The sequence below is a fragment of the Pseudomonas sp. S5D5 genome, assembly GCF_003013355.1.
In the GTDB taxonomy this organism is placed as follows: domain Bacteria; phylum Pseudomonadota; class Gammaproteobacteria; order Pseudomonadales; family Pseudomonadaceae; genus Aquipseudomonas; species Aquipseudomonas aylmerensis.
Genome location: NZ_PTEO01000001.1, coordinates 5,192,336 through 5,208,975 on the forward strand (window position 1 = coordinate 5,192,336; position 16,640 = coordinate 5,208,975).

General features: G+C 62.0%; 19 protein-coding genes. 12 read left to right on the top strand and 7 right to left on the bottom strand.

The window, feature by feature from the left end:
• Positions 1–6: 6 nt before the first annotated feature.
• Positions 7–1,191 (bottom strand): 4-hydroxybenzoate 3-monooxygenase, encoded by a 1,185-nt coding sequence (gene pobA, locus C9990_RS23660; RefSeq protein WP_177410377.1) that lies wholly within the window; start codon positions 1,189–1,191, stop codon positions 7–9.
• 189 nt (positions 1,192–1,380) lie between these two features.
• Here pobA and C9990_RS23665 point away from each other — a divergent pair, with 189 nt between their 5' ends.
• Entirely contained in the window at positions 1,381–2,265 is an 885-nt protein-coding gene (locus tag C9990_RS23665) for a helix-turn-helix domain-containing protein (RefSeq protein ID WP_106804842.1), read from the top strand.
• A gap of 9 nt (positions 2,266–2,274) precedes the next feature.
• Here C9990_RS23665 and C9990_RS32515 read toward each other — a convergent pair whose 3' ends face one another.
• Together C9990_RS32515 and C9990_RS23670 are read right to left on the bottom strand one after the other, a co-directional pair.
• Complete coding sequence (locus C9990_RS32515) at positions 2,275–2,451, bottom strand: hypothetical protein (RefSeq protein ID WP_162844255.1); 177 nt, start codon at positions 2,449–2,451, stop codon at positions 2,275–2,277.
• Between the two features lie 90 nt (positions 2,452–2,541).
• Positions 2,542–3,456, bottom strand: coding sequence for a LysR family transcriptional regulator (locus tag C9990_RS23670; RefSeq protein WP_065902103.1), 915 nt, complete (start codon positions 3,454–3,456; stop codon positions 2,542–2,544).
• Between the two features lie 104 nt (positions 3,457–3,560).
• Between C9990_RS23670 and C9990_RS23675 the strand changes: the two genes are divergently transcribed.
• The 6 genes from C9990_RS23675 to C9990_RS32850 all read left to right on the top strand — a co-directional run bounded on the left by C9990_RS23675 (position 3,561) and on the right by C9990_RS32850 (position 7,779).
• On the top strand, positions 3,561–4,427 hold the full coding sequence (locus C9990_RS23675) for an MBL fold metallo-hydrolase (protein WP_106804843.1): 867 nt from the start codon (positions 3,561–3,563) through the stop codon (positions 4,425–4,427).
• 34 nt (positions 4,428–4,461) lie between these two features.
• A complete protein-coding gene (locus C9990_RS23680) occupies positions 4,462–5,076 on the top strand; it encodes an NAD(P)-dependent oxidoreductase (protein ID WP_106804844.1) in 615 nt (204 codons plus the stop codon).
• Between the two features lie 152 nt (positions 5,077–5,228).
• Positions 5,229–5,531, top strand: coding sequence for an IS3 family transposase (locus C9990_RS32840; protein WP_065899480.1), 303 nt, complete (start codon positions 5,229–5,231; stop codon positions 5,529–5,531).
• A complete protein-coding gene (locus tag C9990_RS23685) occupies positions 5,528–6,364 on the top strand; it encodes an IS3 family transposase (RefSeq protein WP_256595084.1) in 837 nt (278 codons plus the stop codon). The genes C9990_RS32840 and C9990_RS23685 overlap by 4 nt, the downstream gene beginning before the upstream one ends.
• Positions 6,365–6,643: 279 nt before the next feature.
• Positions 6,644–6,946, top strand: coding sequence for a transposase (locus C9990_RS32845; RefSeq protein ID WP_256595135.1), 303 nt, complete (start codon positions 6,644–6,646; stop codon positions 6,944–6,946).
• 224 nt (positions 6,947–7,170) lie between these two features.
• A complete protein-coding gene (locus tag C9990_RS32850) occupies positions 7,171–7,779 on the top strand; it encodes an IS3 family transposase (protein ID WP_256595136.1) in 609 nt (202 codons plus the stop codon).
• A 236-nt stretch (positions 7,780–8,015) separates the two neighbouring features.
• Here the strand turns inward: C9990_RS32850 and C9990_RS23695 are convergent, their stop codons facing one another.
• Positions 8,016–8,894 (bottom strand): LysR substrate-binding domain-containing protein, encoded by an 879-nt coding sequence (locus tag C9990_RS23695; RefSeq protein WP_106804845.1) that lies wholly within the window; start codon positions 8,892–8,894, stop codon positions 8,016–8,018.
• Positions 8,895–9,005: 111 nt separating this feature from the next.
• On the opposite strand from C9990_RS23695, the gene C9990_RS23700 reads away from it, so the two are divergent.
• The 4 genes from C9990_RS23700 to C9990_RS23715 all read left to right on the top strand — a co-directional run bounded on the left by C9990_RS23700 (position 9,006) and on the right by C9990_RS23715 (position 14,547).
• Positions 9,006–10,631 (top strand): 5-guanidino-2-oxopentanoate decarboxylase, encoded by a 1,626-nt coding sequence (locus C9990_RS23700; RefSeq protein ID WP_106804846.1) that lies wholly within the window; start codon positions 9,006–9,008, stop codon positions 10,629–10,631.
• Positions 10,628–12,070, top strand: coding sequence for an aldehyde dehydrogenase family protein (locus C9990_RS23705; RefSeq protein WP_106804847.1), 1,443 nt, complete (start codon positions 10,628–10,630; stop codon positions 12,068–12,070). The genes C9990_RS23700 and C9990_RS23705 overlap by 4 nt, the downstream gene beginning before the upstream one ends.
• Before the next feature lie 216 nt (positions 12,071–12,286).
• Positions 12,287–13,474, top strand: a complete 1,188-nt coding sequence (locus C9990_RS23710) for a cyanate transporter (protein WP_106805709.1) — start codon at positions 12,287–12,289, stop codon at positions 13,472–13,474.
• A gap of 137 nt (positions 13,475–13,611) precedes the next feature.
• Positions 13,612–14,547: a LysR family transcriptional regulator gene (locus C9990_RS23715; protein ID WP_106804848.1), complete on the top strand. Its 936-nt coding sequence runs from the start codon at positions 13,612–13,614 to the stop codon at positions 14,545–14,547.
• A gap of 15 nt (positions 14,548–14,562) precedes the next feature.
• On the opposite strand, the gene C9990_RS23720 is transcribed toward C9990_RS23715, so the two are convergent.
• The gene (locus C9990_RS23720; protein ID WP_065899374.1) at positions 14,563–14,925 is read right to left on the bottom strand and encodes a 5-carboxymethyl-2-hydroxymuconate Delta-isomerase; all 363 of its coding nucleotides are present in this window, start codon (positions 14,923–14,925) and stop codon (positions 14,563–14,565) included.
• 79 nt (positions 14,926–15,004) lie between these two features.
• Positions 15,005–15,928 carry a LysR substrate-binding domain-containing protein gene (locus C9990_RS23725; RefSeq protein ID WP_106804849.1) on the bottom strand — a complete coding sequence of 308 codons (924 nt, stop codon included), beginning with the start codon at positions 15,926–15,928 and terminating at the stop codon, positions 15,005–15,007.
• A 129-nt stretch (positions 15,929–16,057) separates the two neighbouring features.
• On the opposite strand from C9990_RS23725, the gene C9990_RS23730 reads away from it, so the two are divergent.
• Positions 16,058–16,237 (top strand): hypothetical protein, encoded by a 180-nt coding sequence (locus C9990_RS23730; protein WP_106804850.1) that lies wholly within the window; start codon positions 16,058–16,060, stop codon positions 16,235–16,237.
• A 76-nt stretch (positions 16,238–16,313) separates the two neighbouring features.
• On the opposite strand, the gene C9990_RS32520 is transcribed toward C9990_RS23730, so the two are convergent.
• Positions 16,314–16,457 (bottom strand): hypothetical protein, encoded by a 144-nt coding sequence (locus tag C9990_RS32520; protein WP_016971360.1) that lies wholly within the window; start codon positions 16,455–16,457, stop codon positions 16,314–16,316.
• Positions 16,458–16,640: the final 183 nt, after the last annotated feature.

Genomic DNA, 16,640 nt, shown 5'->3' on the forward strand with positions numbered 1-16,640 from the left:
AGCAGGCTACTCGATAGCTTCGTAAGGAAGCCCGACGTAATTTTCTGCAATGGTTTTACGCCCCGCCTCGGAGCCGATGAAGTACGCCAGCTCACTCTCGGCAATGCGCTGGCTGAAGCCGTCCGCCTCGGGAAACTGATGCAGCATCGAGGTCATCCACCACGAGAACCGCTCGGCCTTCCACACGCGCCGCAGGCAAATCGCCGAGTAGCGCTCCAGCAAGTCCACCCGCCCCTCGCGATACACCTTGAGCAAGATCCGAAACAATGTGCTCACGTCGCTGGCCGCCAGGTTCAAGCCCTTGGCCCCGGTGGGCGGCACGATATGCGCCGCATCGCCAAGCAGGAACAGGCGCCCGTACTGCATCGGCTCCACCACGAAGCTGCGCAGCGGCGCGATGCTTTTTTCGATGGATGGGCCGGTCACCAGTTGATCGGCCAGTTGGCTGGGCAGACGGGTTTTCAGTTCGTCCCAGAAACGCGCGTCCGACCACTCTTCCAGCGGTGTTTCGACCGGCACCTGCAGGTAGTAACGACTGCGCGTCGGCGACCGCATGCTGCACAGGGCAAAGCCCCGCGCATGCTTGGCGTAGACCAGTTCGTCGTGCACCGGCGGGGTGTCGGCGAGGATGCCCAGCCAGCCGAAGGGATAGACCCGCTCGAAGACCTGCAACGCCTCGGCCGGGATCGACTGGCGGGCGATACCGTGGAAACCGTCGCACCCGGCGATGTAATCGCACTCCAGGCGAAATGCCTCGCCCTGGTGCTCGAAGGTCAGCCACGGTCGATCACTTTTCATGGCGTGGGGCTGTACGGCACGCGCCTCGTAAAACGTCGTGGCACCGCCTGCGGCGCGCGCGGCCATGAGGTCGCGGGTGACTTCGGTCTGGCCGTAGATCATCACCGACTGGCCGCCGGTCAGGGCCTTGAGGTCGATGTGGGTGAGTTGGCCATTCAGCGCCAGTTCGAAGCCATCATGCACCAGGCCCTCGCTGTCCATGCGCTGACTGACGCCGGCCTCGCGCAGCAGGTCGACCATGCCCTGCTCCAGCACCCCGGCGCGGATGCGCCCTTGCACGTAATCGGCGCTCTGGCGTTCTATGATCAGGGTCTGGATGCCCGCATTGTGCAGCAGCTGGCCGAGCAGCAGTCCGGAAGGACCGGCGCCGATAATGGCGACTTGGGTTTTCAGCGTTTTCATTATTGTTATGGCCCACAGGTTCCACCCGAACGGATCAAGTGAAAGAGTTGTCATTGGTTTTGTTGCTGACATTTTTCACTTGAGTGCGCAGCATAAGAAGGTGAAAACTGAGACAAAGCCTGTGCTTTCCGCCAATCGGGGCGATTACCGCACCACTCTTCTGAGTATCGGATTGAAACCATGACCAAAACCGCGATTCCGGTCTTCAAGCTTTACGGGGAAAGCCAGCAATGGCCGACTCCCGATTTGTTGCACTGTGAAACCATTTCCCGCCGCAGTCGGGAATACCAGTGGGAAATCCAACCCCACCGGCACGCGGATCTGTGCCAGTTGCTCTACGTGCACAAAGGCCAGGCACAGTTGGAAATCGAAGGGCAGCGCACCACCCTCAACGAAGCGACGCTGCAGGTGCTGCCACCGCTGTGCGTGCACGGGTTTCGATTTGCCGAGGATGTCGAAGGCTATATCGTGACCCTGGCGGCACCGCTGGTCAGCCATTTGCAGGCGCAACTGGGCACGACGGTCGACGGTCTGCACGCGCTCGGCAGCTACCGGGCGGGCAACGACAGCGATTACCTCAACAGCCTGTTCACCCGCCTGCAGGAGGAATACGCCGATGCGCAGCCGGCTCGCGAGATGCTCATGCACGCCCTGGTCAGCGTGCTGCTGGTGTGGATCAGCCGCCAGGCCATCCAGCGCCGCCACCCACGGGCCCCACGGGGGCGTGAATATTTCCGGCGCTTTACCCAGTTGGTTGAACAGCATTATCGCGAACACCCGAAGATCGAAGACCTGGCCCACAAGCTGGGGATCTCGGTCTCACACCTGAACGGCACTTGTCGGGAATTGGGTGGGCAACCTGCGCTGCAGATCATGCACGACCGCCAATTGCTGGAGGCCAAGCGCCTGCTGACTTACACCAGCATGACCATCAATGAAATGTCAGAGGTCCTGGGGTTTTCCGATCCGACCAACTTCTCGCGGCTGTTCCGCCGCCGTGTCGGGTTTTCACCCAAGGCGTTTCGCGAACAGCTCAAGACCGAAACACCACCGACATCACTGTAGGTGCAAGCTTCAGCGCAATGCGCTGAAACTGCCGGTGTGGGGCACGCATTGATCCTGATGGCAACTGATCGCGAAGGTCGGCTGCATCCGGGTTTGCTCCACTCGGTAGGCGGCAGTGCCATACAGCCCGGTCGCCAGGGCGCAGAGGAAGAAAATCATCAGGTATTTTCGGGTTTTGATGCTCATGGCACAGACCTCTGAACGGATCTACAGGGTGCTGTTTAAAGCATAGGTCAGCTGCGGTGAGTTGCCATTATCGGGCGCCATTCAACACATTTATGTCGACTGCAGCCCGATGTCCCACTCCGGCTCTTCCGGAAACCTCAACACCAGGAAATCCAGCAGGCTGCGCAGCGCCGACGGCATGTGTTTGCGCGAGGCGTACACCGCATAAATATTCATCTGCCGGGGCTCGGCTTCCGGCAACAGCCGCACCAGTTCGCCACGACGGATATGCTCGCCGGCCTGATAACTGGGGAGCATCGCCACCCCGGCGCTGGCCAGCGTCACGCGCAACAGCGTACTGGCCTCGTTGGCGGTGATGTTGCCGTGCACCGGCACCGACACGTGCTCGCCGCGCTCTTCGAAGTGCCACAGGCTTTTGCCGAAATACGAGTGAGTGAGGCAATTGTGCCGGGCCAGGTCTTCGACTTTCTGCGGTGCCGGATGCTCCCGCAGATAAGCCGGCGTGGCGCACACCACCGAGCGACAGACGGTGAGGCGCCGCGCAATCAGGTTGGGATCCAGGTCGTTGCTGGTGCGGATGGCCAGGTCGATACGCTCGTCCACCAGGTTCACCGTACGGTCGAGCATCTGCAGGTCGACGGTGACCAGGGGGTAGCGCCTGACATATTCGGCAATGGCATCGGCCAATTGCGCCTGGCCGAACGAGGTGCTGACACTCAGTCGCAGCAGGCCGCGCGGGGCGTCATCGGGCTCGCTGACGGCGGCCTGCATGTCGCCGCACAGCTCCAGCAATTGCCGACAGCGCGGCAGGGTTTCACCGCCGGCCGCCGTGAGGCTCAGTTTCCGCGTGGTCCGGTGCAACAGGCGCGCGCCCACCCAGTCCTCCAGCTCCGCCAGGTAGCGCGACACCACCGGGCGCGACAGGTCCAGATGGTCGGCGGCGGCGGACTGGCTGCCCAAATCCACCACCGTGACAAACACGCGCATTGCTTGAAGACGATCCATGATTTGCCCGATTTTAGAAACAAACTATGTCCCAGCATCGCATTTTTAGTTGCGTTTGGTGCAACTAAGCTCTGTGCATCCTTTACTCACTGCCGGATTGCCCGATGCTCTCGACCCTCAAGCGCTTGACCCTGACCGCCGCCGCCCTGGCCTTCGCCGCCAACGCTGCGGCAGCCGACCTGACACTTGACGTCTACAATCCCGGTGAGGCTGCGATCTTCCCGGTCAGCTCGGTGCTGGTCAGCGGCACCCGGGACGCAATCCTGGTGGACGCGCAATTCGGCAAGGGCCAGGCCGAGCAGCTGGTGCAAAGGATTCGCGCCAGCGGCAAACACCTGACCACCCTCTACATCAGCCACGGCGACCCGGACTACTACTTCGGCCTCGACACCCTGACCGCCGCGTTCCCCGACGCCAAGGTGCTGGCGCCGCAGCCGGTGGTCGACCATATCAACGCCACCGTGGCCGCCAAGCTGGCTTTCTGGGGACCGAAAATGGGCGCCGACCAGCCGGCGAAAACCATCGTGCCGCAAGTCCTCGAAGGCCACAGCCTGACGCTGGAGGGGCAGGCCCTGGAGGTAATCGGCCTGGATAGCGCACAGCCGGATCGCAGCTTCGTGTGGATCCCGTCGATCAAGGCCGTGATCGGTGGCGTGGTCGTTGCCGAGAACATTCACCTGTGGATGGCCGACACCCAGGGTGCACAGTCGCACCAGGACTGGCTGGCGACCCTGCAACGCATCGAGCAGTTGAAACCGCGCACCGTCATTCCCGGTCACTACCTGGGCACGCCATCGCCGGCCTCGGTCAAATTTACCGCTGACTACATCAAGGCCTTCGACGTGGAAACCGCCAAGGCCAAGGACTCTGCCACCCTGATCGCGGCGATGAAAAAACGTTACCCCGCCCTCGCCGACGAAAGCTCGCTGGAACTGAGCGCCAAAGTCGCCAAGGGCGAAATGAAGTGGTGAAGTGTTTCAAACCCTAACCGTACTGGAGAACGTCATGAGCAAGATCGCAATCATTGGGGCTACCGGCCGTGCTGGCAGCCAATTGCTGGAAGAAGCCCTGCGTCGCGGGCATAGCGTGGTCGCCATTGCGCGTAACACCGACAAGCTGCCTGAGCGCGACGGCGTAACCGTCAAGCAGGTCGATGCACTCGACGCGCACGCCCTGGAGCAAGCCGTCAGTGGCAGTGATGTGGTGATCAGTGCGGCGCACTTCGCCACCCTCCCCGCTGCTGCCGTGATCGACCCGGTGAAAAAAGCCGGGGTCAAGCGCCTGCTGGTGGTCGGCGGCGCCGGTTCGCTGTTGCTGCCGGGCGGCGGCCGGGTGATCGACAGCGAGGGCTTCCCGCCTGAATACAAAGCCGAAGCCAGCGCCGGCGCTGAGTTTCTCGACGTGCTGCGTCAGGAAAAGGACCTGGACTGGACCTTCCTGTCGCCCTCGGCGGAATTCGTGGAAACCGAACGCACCGGGAAATTCCGCCTGGGCCAGGACAACCTGCTGGTAAGCAGCGCCGGCCGCAGCTGGATCAGCTTTGCCGACTACGCCATCGCCCTGATCGACGAAGTAGAAACCCCCAAGCATTCGCGCCAGCGCTTCACTGTCGGCTACTGACTCACCGAGAGCGGGCTTGCTCGTGAAGGCGGTGGGTCAGTTGGAACAGCGTCGACTGACACACCGCCTTCGCGGGCAAGCTGAACTGGCCTAATGATTTTGGACACCTCAATCGGGCGCTATGATGGCGTCCAAATCTGAGGTGTTTGGATATGCGTAAATCTTATTCATGTGAGTTCAAACTCAAGGCTGCCAGCATGGTGCTGGACGAGGGGCAGTCAGTTCCCGAGGTCTGTGCCAGCTTGGATATTGGCCCTACGGCCTTGCGCCGCTGGGTCGATCAAGTTCGCAAGGAACGCTTGGGCTCGACTCCGGTGGGAGCCAAGGCGATTACCGCGGATCAGCGAGAGATCCAGGAACTTAAAGCCTTGCTCAGGCAAAGAGACCGGGATATCGAAATCCTAAAAAAGGCCAGTGCTCTCCTGCTTTTGGACGCCAAAGATCACTCTCGTTGATCTGTGAGCTGGGCGAGCAGTACGGCGTTAACGATTGCTGTCGTGTGTTCGGAATAAACCGCAGTAGCTTTTACGCATGGCGTCAGCGCCAAGGCAAGGTGAGCCCTAAGCGAGAGAAACTCAAGGCTATGCTGGTCAAGCACTACAGGGCGTCGAGAGAGTCTGCGGGCGCTCGTACCTTGGCTAAACAGCTGCAAGCCGGCGGGCATGATGTCGGGCGGTTCATGGCTCGCAGCTTGATGCGAGAAGCAGGCATTGTCAGCCGTCAACGCCGGCGCCATAAGTACAAGTCACCTGGCGTGGAGGCTTTGGTGGCACCGCATGTGCTCAAACGCAAGTTTGATGTTGCGACGGTCAATCAGGTGTGGTGTGGGGACGTGACGTACATCAAAGTCGGCAAGCGTTGGCTGTATTTCGCGGCGGTTCTGGACTTGTTCGCTCGCCGGATTGTGGGCTGGTCGTTTTCGATGATCTCTGATGCCACGCTGACCTGCGAAGCCCTGCGCATGGCGATTGAACTGCGCGGTCGCCCAAAAGACGTACTGTTTCACTCCGACCAAGGTTGCCAGTACACCAGCCATAAATTCAGAAATGAACTGCTGGAACATGGACTCCGACAAAGCATGAGCCGTAAAGGCGAATGCTGGGACAACGCTCCGATGGAGCGTTTCTTTGGAAGTTTGAAATCAGAGTGGGTGCCAGAAGCAGGCTACGGGTCGGAACATGAGGCCCGAGCGGATGTGCAGCGCTATGTATCGCGCTACAACATCACCAGGCCGCATAGCTACAACGACTATCGGTCACCAGTCGCCAGGGAGAAGCTGGTGGCGTGAAACCTTAATCGGTGTCCAAGATTACTTGACCAGTTCAAGCCCGCTCCCACAGGGGGGAATGCGTCGTCCATGCCTGCGGTGCACGGCTGGACTATTCCAGCCACACCCCAGCCCTCACACCGACTAAAAATGTGGGAGCGGGCTTGCTCGCGAAAGCGGTGGTTCAGTTGAAACATCATCGACTGACACACCGCTTTCGCGGGCAAGCTGAACTGGCCTAATGATTTTGGACACCTCAATCGGGCGCTATGATGGCGTCCAAATCTGAGGTGTTTGGATATGCGTAAATCTTATTCAAGTGAGTTCAAACTCAAGGCTGCCAGCATGGTGCTGGACGAGGGGCAGTCAGTTCCCGAGGTCTGTGCCAGCTTGGATATTGGCCCTACGGCCTTGCGCCGCTGGGTCGATCAAGTTCGCAAGGAACGCTTGGGCTCGACTCCGGTGGGAGCCAAGGCGATTACCGCGGATCAGCGAGAGATCCAGGAACTTAAAACCTTGCTCAGGCAAAGAGACCGGGATATCGAAATCCTAAAAAAGGCCAGTGCTCTCCTGCTTTTGGACGCCAAAGATCACTCTCGTTGATCTGTGAGCTGGGCGAGCAGTACGGCGTTAACGATTGCTGTCGTGTGTTCGGAATAAACCGCAGTAGCTTTTACGCATGGCGTCAGCGCCAAGGCAAGGTGAGCCCTAAGCGAGAGAAACTCAAGGCTATGCTGGTCAAGCACCACAGGGCGTCGAGAGAGTCTGCGGGCGCTCGTACCTTGGCTAAATAGCTGCAAGCCGGCGGGCATGATGTCGGGCGGTTCATGGCTCGCAGCTTGATGCGAGAAGCAGGCATTGTCAGCCGTCAACGCCGGCGCCATAAGTACAAGTCACCTGGCGTGGAGGCTTTGGTGGCACCGCATGTGCTCAAACGCAAGTTTGATGTTGCGACGGTCAATCAGGTGTGGTGTGGGGACGTGACGTACATCAAAGTCGGCAAGCGTTGGCTGTATTTCGCGGCGGTTCTGGACTTGTTCGCTCGCCGGATTGTGGGCTGGTCGTTTTCGATGATCTCTGATGCCACGCTGACCTGCGAAGCCCTGCGCATGGCGATTGAACTGCGCGGTCGCCCAAAAGACGTACTGTTTCACTCCGACCAAGGTTGCCAGTACACCAGCCATAAATTCAGAAATGAACTGCTGGAACATGGACTCCGACAAAGCATGAGCCGTAAAGGCGAATGCTGGGATAACGCTCCGATGGAGCGTTTCTTTGGAAGTTTGAAATCAGAGTGGGTGCCAGAAGCAGGCTACGGGTCGGAACATGAGGCCCGAGCGGATGTGCAGCGCTATGTATCGCGCTACAACATCACCAGGCCGCATAGCTACAACGACTATCGGTCACCAGTCGCCAGGGAGAAGCTGGTGGCGTGAAACCTTAATCGGTGTCCAAGATTACTTGACCAGTTCAAGCCCGCTCCCACAGGGGGGGAGGCGTCGTCCATGCCTGCGGTGCACGGCCTGACTATTCCGGCCACACCGCCACACCCCAAGCCTCACACCGAGCAAAAATGTGGGAGCGGGCTTGCCCGCGAAGGCTGCCTGCCAGTCACCGAAAACACCCCCTGAACCACCGCCCTCACGCACAAACCCACCACCCCATTCGCTCCTCAGCGCTCCGTCTGTTGTGCCTGGCCCACCAGCCACTCCATCAACGCTTCAAGCCCGGCCGACGGGGCTGTCCCCGGCGGGTACACGAGGTAATAGCCCATCCCCGTCGGCACCCTCAGCTCAAACGGTGTCGCCAAGCGCCCGGCCTTCAAGTCCTCGCCAATCAACGCGCTGTCGCCAATCGCCACGCCGGAGCCTTGTGACGCGACGGTCATCGCCAGGTCCAGGGTTTCAAAATGATGCCCCTGGGCCAGATTGCTCAGGCGCGTATTCGCAGCCTGCAGCCACAACGCCCAATCGCGCTCATCGCGCGTGGGGTGCAGCAAGACCTGCTGCTGCAGGTCCGAAGGCGTGAGCAATGTGCCGAGCAACCCCGGCGCACACACGGGGGTGAGTTGTTCATCGAACAAATGCCGGGCCTCGGCCGACTGTTCGGCAATGGGCGCGTAGATCACCGCCGCGTCGAAGGCCTCGCGACGGAAGTCGACGGTGTAGGCCACGGTGGTGGTGAGTTCCACTGGCACATCCGGACGCTCCCGTTGCCACTGCATCAGGCGCGGCAACAGCCAGCGCATCACGCAGGTGGAGGCCTTGAGTTGCAGGGTCTCGCGCCGGCTGCCGATCTGCTCCACCGCCTCTGCGATCAAGCCGAACACCTGCTGCGCGCGCAGCGACCATTCACGCCCTTCCTCGGTCAGGCTCAAGCCGCGGGCCTGGCGCTGGAACAAGGCATAGCCCAGGTGACTTTCAAGCCCGGCAATCTGCCGGCTCACCGCGCCCTGGGTGATGTGCAGCTGCTCGGCGGCGCGGGTGAAGTTGCAGCACTGGGCCGTGATCCAGAAGGTGTGCAGCGCAGGCAGGGGCGGAAGGCGTTTCATCGGGGCGCAGCCATGACGTGAGGACATGGCTAGTATGACTTTTTATCGATTGTTGCCGCTACGGGCCAGCCGGTCCAATACCGCCTCGAATCAATAACAAGAGCGACATCTATGGCGACCTGCGGCGAAGTATTGGTCAACCTCCTGGAAAGCTACGGCGTGGACCAGGTGTTCGGCATCCCCGGCGTGCATACCGTGGAGCTGTATCGCGGCCTGGCACGGTCCAGCATCCGCCACGTCACCCCACGCCACGAACAGGGCGCCGGCTTCATGGCCGACGGTTACGCGCGCACCAGCGGCAAGCCGGGCGTGTGTTTCATCATCACCGGCCCGGGCATGACCAATATCACCACGGCCATGGGCCAGGCCTACGCCGACTCGATCCCGATGCTGGTGATTTCCAGCGTGCAATCGCGCAGCCAGTTGGGGGGCGGGCGCGGCAAGTTGCACGAGTTGCCGAACCAGGGCGCGATGATCGCCGGCGTGGCGGCCTTCTCGCACACACTGATGTCGGCGGCGGAGTTGCCCGGCGTCCTGGCGCGCGCGTTTGCGGTGTTCCAGGCCGGTCGGCCACGCCCGGTGCATATCGAGATCCCGCTGGACGTGCTGGTGGAAAACGCCGACGCGTTGCTGGGCTGCGAGCCGGTCAGCGTGGCGCGTGCCGGTGCAGCGCCAGCGGCCGTCAAGCAGATGAGCCAGTTGCTCGCAGCGGCCAAGCGGCCGTTGATCCTCGCCGGCGGGGGCGCGATTGATGCGGCTCCCGAGTTGACGCGTCTGGCCGAATGGCTCGGCGCACCAGTGGCCCTGACCATCAACGCCAAAGGCATGCTTCCCGCCGCGCACCCGCTGCTGATCGGCTCGACCCAGACCCTGGTCGCCACCCGCGCGCTGGTCGCCGAGGCCGACGTGGTGCTGGCGATTGGCACCGAGCTGGCTGAAACCGACTACGACGTGACCTTCGCCGGCGGCTTTGAAATTCCCGGTGCGCTGCTGCGCGTCGATATCGATCCGGACCAGACCGTGCGCAACTACCCGCCACAGGTGGCGCTGGTGGCCGACGCGCAGATCGCCGCCGAAGCCTTGCTGGCCGAACTGAGCCACCAGCCGTTACCCCACCGCGATCCACAGTGGGGGGCTGAACGCGTCGCCCGCCTGTGGGCAGACCTTGCGCCCACCTGGGACGCCGCCACCCGCGCGCAGACCCTGTTCCTCAACACGGTGCTGGAGGCCCTGCCCGGCGCCGTGCTGGTGGGCGACTCCACCCAGCCGGTGTACAGCGGCAACCTGACCCTGAACCTCGACCACCCGCGCCGCTGGTTCAATTCCTCCACCGGCTACGGCACCCTCGGCTACGCCCTCCCCGCTGCGATCGGCGCCTGGCTCGGGCGTGGCGACAGGCAGCCGGTGGTGTGCCTGATCGGCGACGGCGGGTTGCAATTCACCCTGCCGGAACTGGCCAGTGCGGTCGAGGCGCGTACGCCCATCATCGTCCTGCTGTGGAATAACCAGGGCTACGAAGAGATCAAGAAATACATGCTCAACCGCGCCATCGAGCCCGTCGGTGTGGACATCTACACCCCGGACTTCATCGGCGTGGCCAAGGCGCTCGGCAGCGCGGCCGAAAGCGTGCACAGCCCCGACCTTTTACGCCGCGCCTTGCGCGTCGCCGCTGACCGCCAGGGGCCGACGCTGATTGAAATCGACCAGGGTCTTTGGATGAAGGAGGTAGCGCTATGAGCGCAGTCGTGAACGGTGTGTATATCAACGGTGCGTGGCGAGCTGGCGAGACGGCGCTGGAGGTGATCAACCCGGCCACCGAAGCCACCCTCGCGCAGGTCAGCGTTGGCGATGCGAATGCCGTGACCGAGGCGGTCGATGCTGCCAGCGCGGCCTTTGTCGACTGGTCGAAAAGCACCGGCCGTGATCGCGGCGCGCTGCTGCGCAAGGTTGCCCAAGGGGTGAGCGAGCAGCGCGAACAGCTGATGCACGTGCAGTCGAGCAACAACGGCAAGCCGCTGTTTGAAGCGGGCATCGATGTGGATGACGTGATCGCCACCTTCGAGTATTACGCGGGTGTCTGCGACGCCATGGACGCCAGCCAGGACGCCTCGGTGGCGCTGCCCAGCGAAGACTTCAGCGCCCGCCTGCGCCGCGAACCGTGCGGCGTGGTGGGGCTGATCGTGCCGTGGAATTTCCCCATGGTGACCACCGCCTGGAAACTCGCCCCAGCCCTCGCCGCCGGTTGCTGCGTGGTGCTCAAGCCCTCGGAGGTCACGCCGCTGGCGGAGCTGCAATTGGCGCGCATCATTGGCGAGGCCGGTTTTCCGGCGGGCGTCTTCAACCTGGTCTGCGGCACCGGGCTGGCGGTGGGTGCACCGCTGGCGGCGGACCGTCGCGTGGCAAAGATTTCCTTTACCGGCAGCAACGCCGTCGGGGTGCAGGTGATGCAACGCGCCGCCGAAACCATCAAGGGCGTGAGCCTGGAATTGGGCGGTAAATCGTCGCTGCTGGTGCTCGCCGATGCCGACCTCGACCTGGCGGTGGAGCTGGCGTGTGGCGGTGGATTTTTCAACGCTGGGCAGATGTGTTCGGCCACCAGCCGTGTGCTGGTGGCGGACAGCCTGGCGGATGAATTCCTGCAGCGCTTGCAGGCACGGGCGGAGGCGATCCGCGTGGCGGACCCGTTTGCCGAAGACGTGGAAATGGGCGCGCTGATCAACCGCACGCAGTACCAGCGGGTGCTCGGGCATATCCAGCGAGGCATTGAGCAGGGGGCGCGCTTGTTGTGTGGTGGCGCGCGTCCGACGGACCTGCCCAACGGCTTTTTCATCCGCCCCACGGTGTTCACCGACGTGCCGCTGGACAGCGCCTTGTGGAACGAAGAAATCTTCGGCCCGGTGCTGTGCGTACGCCGCTTTACCAACGAGGACGAAGCCATCGCGCTGGCCAACGCGAGTGACTTCGGCCTGGTCGCGAGCGTGGTCAGCCGCGATGCAGAAACGGCTGAGCGCGTGGCCAATGGGTTGCAGGCAGGCATGGTGTGGATCAACGCCCCGCAAGTGATCTTCCCGCAGACGGCGTGGGGCGGTTACAAGCAGAGCAGCATCGGCCGCGAGCTGGGGCCGTGGGGGCTGGCGGCGTTTCAGGAGATCAAGCACGTGATTAGATCGGTCTGATACCGCGCCCCCTGCAGGCGCTGGCTTGCCGGCGATAGCACTCTTTCAGTTGCAGCAAGCTTGACTGATAGACCGCTATCGCCGGCCAGCCAGCTCCCGCACTTTGCCCGTGGAGCTGCAGTCATCTGGATTTTTTAGATAGGCCTAACGACTTTCTCATTTGCCCCCCTCCCCCGTACATGGCCTGATTCGCCCTTGTTCATTCAAGGCCTGCCCATGGAAAACGTTCACGCAAAACCCACCACCGCCGTCTGGCTGATGATCAGCGTGGTACTGGTGGCCCTCAACCTGCGCCCGTCGATGGCCGCCGTTGGCCCGTTGCTGTCATCGATTCGCGGTGACGTGCCGTTGAGTTTCAGCAGTGCGGCGTTGCTGACCATGTTGCCGGTCATGGCGATGGGCCTGGCGATGTTCTTTGGCATGGGCCTGGCCAAGCGGGTGGGCGAGCACCGCAGCATTGTGCTGTCGCTGCTGGTGATTGGCCTGGCGACGCTGTCGCGATTGTGGCTGGATTCGGCCCTGGAGTTGATCGTCAGTGCGGTTGCCGCCGGTGTCGGCATTGCGCTGATCCAGGCAGTGATGCCGGCGCTGATCAAGTCGCGCTTCAGCGATAACGTGTCGCTGTTCATGGGACTGTATGTGACCGCCATCATGGGCGGCGCGGCGCTGGCGGCTGCGTTCGCGCCGTTCGTGCAGGTGCAGACCGGCAGCTGGCGCATCGGCCTGGCGATCTGGGCCGCGCTGGCCCTGCTCGCCCTGGTGTTCTGGTATGCCCAGCGCGCGGCAGTGCCGCCGATGCCCCAGGCCGGCACGGGCGCGCAGGAATCGTTTTTCGGCAATCGGCGCGCCTGGCTGCTGGCGATCTTTTTCGGCCTCGGCACCGCGTCCTACACCTGCGTGCTGGCGTGGCTGGCGCCGTACTACGTGGAGCTGGGCTGGAGCGAACAGAACGCCGGGTTGCTGCTGGGGTTCCTGACCGCCATGGAAGTGGTATCCGGGCTGGTCACCCCGGCCGTCGCCAACCGTCGCCAGGATAAACGCGGCGTGGTCGCGGTGCTGCTGGTGCTGATCATCCTGGGATTCTGCGGCCTGATCCTCAGCCCTCATCATTTGAGCCTGCTGTGGCCATGCCTGCTGGGTCTGGGCATCGGCGGCCTGTTTCCGATGAGCCTGATCCTCTCGCTCGACCACCTGGACAACCCGCGCCGCGCCGGTGGCCTCACCGCCTTTGTGCAAGGCATCGGCTACCTGATCGCTGGCCTGTCGCCACTGATTGCCGGGATGATCCGCGACCAACTCGGCAGCTTTGAATGGGCCTGGTGGTCGCTCACCGCCGTAATCGTGGTGATGCTAGTGATCGTCACGCGCTTCAACCCACGGCATTACGCGCGGCATATCCGCTGAGGTCGTATTGCCAAAAGTATTTGTCCCACTCCAAACATAGAAACGCCCTACAGCACTTTCTATTGGCACGTCCGTTCCGTTAAGCTTTTGCACGGTTTTGTACTGACTTCGGTGCACCGGGCTTACGGACGGAATGGATGCTAAACAGTAACTTGCTCAGAAAGCTCGATATGCAGGACTTGATGGTGTTCATCGCCGTCTACGACCAGAGCAGTGTTACCGAGGTGTCAGAAACGCTGTTCGTCAGCCAGTCCACTGTCAGCTACAGCCTGAAGAAACTGCGCACCAGCTTCGAAGATGAGCTTTTTATTAACACGCGGGCGGGTATGCGTCCTACGTACAAGGCCAGCACCATGTACGGCCATGTGCAGAAAATCCTCGAAAGCATCAACCTGTGCCACGCCGGTGGCCAGGCGTTCGACCCCACCCAGAAGGCCGTGACCTTCAACGTCTGCGCGCCGGAATACTTCGAACAGCTGATCCTGCCGCGCCTGCTGAAGAACTTCGACCGCGCCGACCTGCCGGTGATCGTCAATGTGCAGAAGCTGGAAACCGATATTCCCGCCGACGACCTGCGCGAAGGCCGCCTCGATCTGGTGGTCTGCTTCGGCCCGCACTTTCACCGCGCCCACAAGGATTTCAAGACCCAGATGCTGCTGGAGGACGACCTGGTGTGCGTCTTCGACAAACGCGCGACGCCCCGCGAGCCGGCGCTCAGCCTGCAATCCTTCACGGCACGGCGCCACGTGTTCCCGACGCCGTGGACCTCCGACACCAACATGATCGATGGCTGGCTTTCGCGCCAGGCCCACAAGCGCCAAGTGGTCGCGCGGGCCAACAGCTACAGCGCCGCCCTGAAGATGATTGCCGGCACCGACTTCGTCGTCACCCTGCCGCGTCGCGTGCAGAAGCTGCTGGCACCGGCCACGCTGTATGGGCATTGCGAAGCGCCCAACGGCTTGCCGGGCTTCACCCTGGACATGCAGTGGAATGAAAGCAGTCACCAGGACAGCGCCAATACCTGGTTTCGGGAACAGGTGGTTAAGGTCTGCGCCGATCAGGGCTTGTTATAGCGGCTGCTGGGAAGGTCAGCCGATCGCGGCCTTGCTGTAGGAATCGCGATCCATGTCGACCAACTGCACACTCAGTTGCACCTGCAGCCCTTCTGGCCAGTCGCCCAGATCCTGCAACGCCGCCAACAGGCTCTGCGACAACTGCTGCTTGACCTGCGGTGAGCGCCCACTGAGCAACGACAGCTTCACCGCGATGAAACCGCGCGGGCCGAGGGAGGTGCCGACCTGGAAACTCTCGACCTTCACCGCGCGGCTCTTGATATCGAACTCGGAAGCGAATTGCCCGGACACCATCAGCACATTGTTCAGCCGCAGCAAGGTTTTCTCGACGGCCAGGCCTGTGAGGTTGGCGGTGTATTCCAGGTGCAGGTGCGGCATGGGTTTCTCCAAGTTTGTTGTAGGAAGATTCGTAGATATAGCACGGGGCGCAACGCCCCAGGCATGAAAGCTGTGTCAGTCAGGTTTTACCCGCCAACCCTCGATCACTCATGAAGGCCTCCAGCCGCGAACGCACCCAGCGCTCGGCCGGGTCAGTGTCGACGTGGCTGAGCCAGACCATGGACAAATCCAGGGTCGGCGTCTGGAACGGAAACGGCTCGCAGAACAGCTTGCCCGATACCGCCATGGCTTCGGCGGTGTAGTCCGGCAGGCTGGCGATCAAGTCGGTGCCGGCAAGCAACGCCGGCAGCGCACTGTATTGCGGCACCGACAGCACCACATGGCGCTTGCGGCCGATTTCGGCCAGCCACTCATCGGCAAACCCGGACACGTTGGCGGTGTGCGACACCAGCACGTGGGGGCGTGAGCAATATTCATCGAGGGTCAGCGGCGTATCGCTGGCGTCCGCCCTGAGGATGCGCGGATGAATGTGGCGCAGCAGCTTGCGCTTGGCGTTCGCCGGCAGGCCACGGGTCTGGGTGATGCCGACGGTGATATCACCCGAGGCCAGCAGGTCGGGAATCCGCCAGTAGTCCACGTGCTGCACCACGAACACCACCTGCGGCGCTTCCTGGCGCAGGGCCCGCAACAGCGGCGGCAACAGGCCGAACTCCACATCGTCGGACAGGCCGATGCGAAAGGTCATGGTGCTGATGGACGGGTCGAAATCGTGGGTCAGGCTCAGTGCCGACGACAGGGAATCCAGGGCCGGCGACAGGTGCTGGATGATCTCCTCGGCCCGCGCGGTGGGCTCCATGCGGTGGCCGACGCGAATGAACAGCGGGTCGTTGAACAAGGTGCGCAAGCGGTTGAGTGCCGAACTGATGGTCGGCTGGCCGAGAAACAGCTTCTCGGCGACCCGGGTCACGTTGCGCTCGAGCATCAAAGCTTCGAACACCACCATCAGGTTGATGTCGGCCTTGCGTAATTCATTGCGATTCATCGGCGCCTGCCCCTTCCCCAAGACAAGCCGCAGTTTAGAAAGCCCGGGGGGCTGCGTCTATGTGCGCACTGTTCATCGTCAGCCTTTGCGACTATAAATCAGCTCTTCAGGGTCGCTGGAGCATCTTCCGTGCTGGTCATTCTCGCCCTGGCCATTGTCGTGGCCGGGTTCTGTCTCTGGGCTATCCGGTTGATTGCCCACCCCACCGCCCGCACTTTGTTGCGGGTGTTTGTTGGCCTGTGCCTGGCGGCAGTGGTGGCGTTTATGGTGCTGGCGTCGGGGTTTCCTATTTCGTTGCTGGTTTCATGACCCCCTGCCCCTGACGCGAGCGCCGGGCTGCCAGCGCGGCGACCACCCGCACATTTGCACCGCGTTTAACCTGATATCAAGGCTTCAACGGACGCTCCTGGTCACGCTCGGACAGTTCTGTCCCATCATCGGGATGCTTCCAGGTCTGCGGTTTTTCTTCTTCCCGCCGCCGGGGTTGCTCACGCTCCGGCTCATCGCGGCGCTTGTGTTCGTCAGCCATTGCCACCTCCATCGATAAGAATTGGTCACACCTTCAAGCATAGAGCAGGGCTGGAATTTCGACGGACACCCAGATTGATAGCCAATACACATCAATCTATCCAAATTTGTCACTTATCATTTCTAAATGTGTCAGCCACTATTCTAGGTCTTAAGCGAAACAAGCACTTTAAAAAGAACGCTG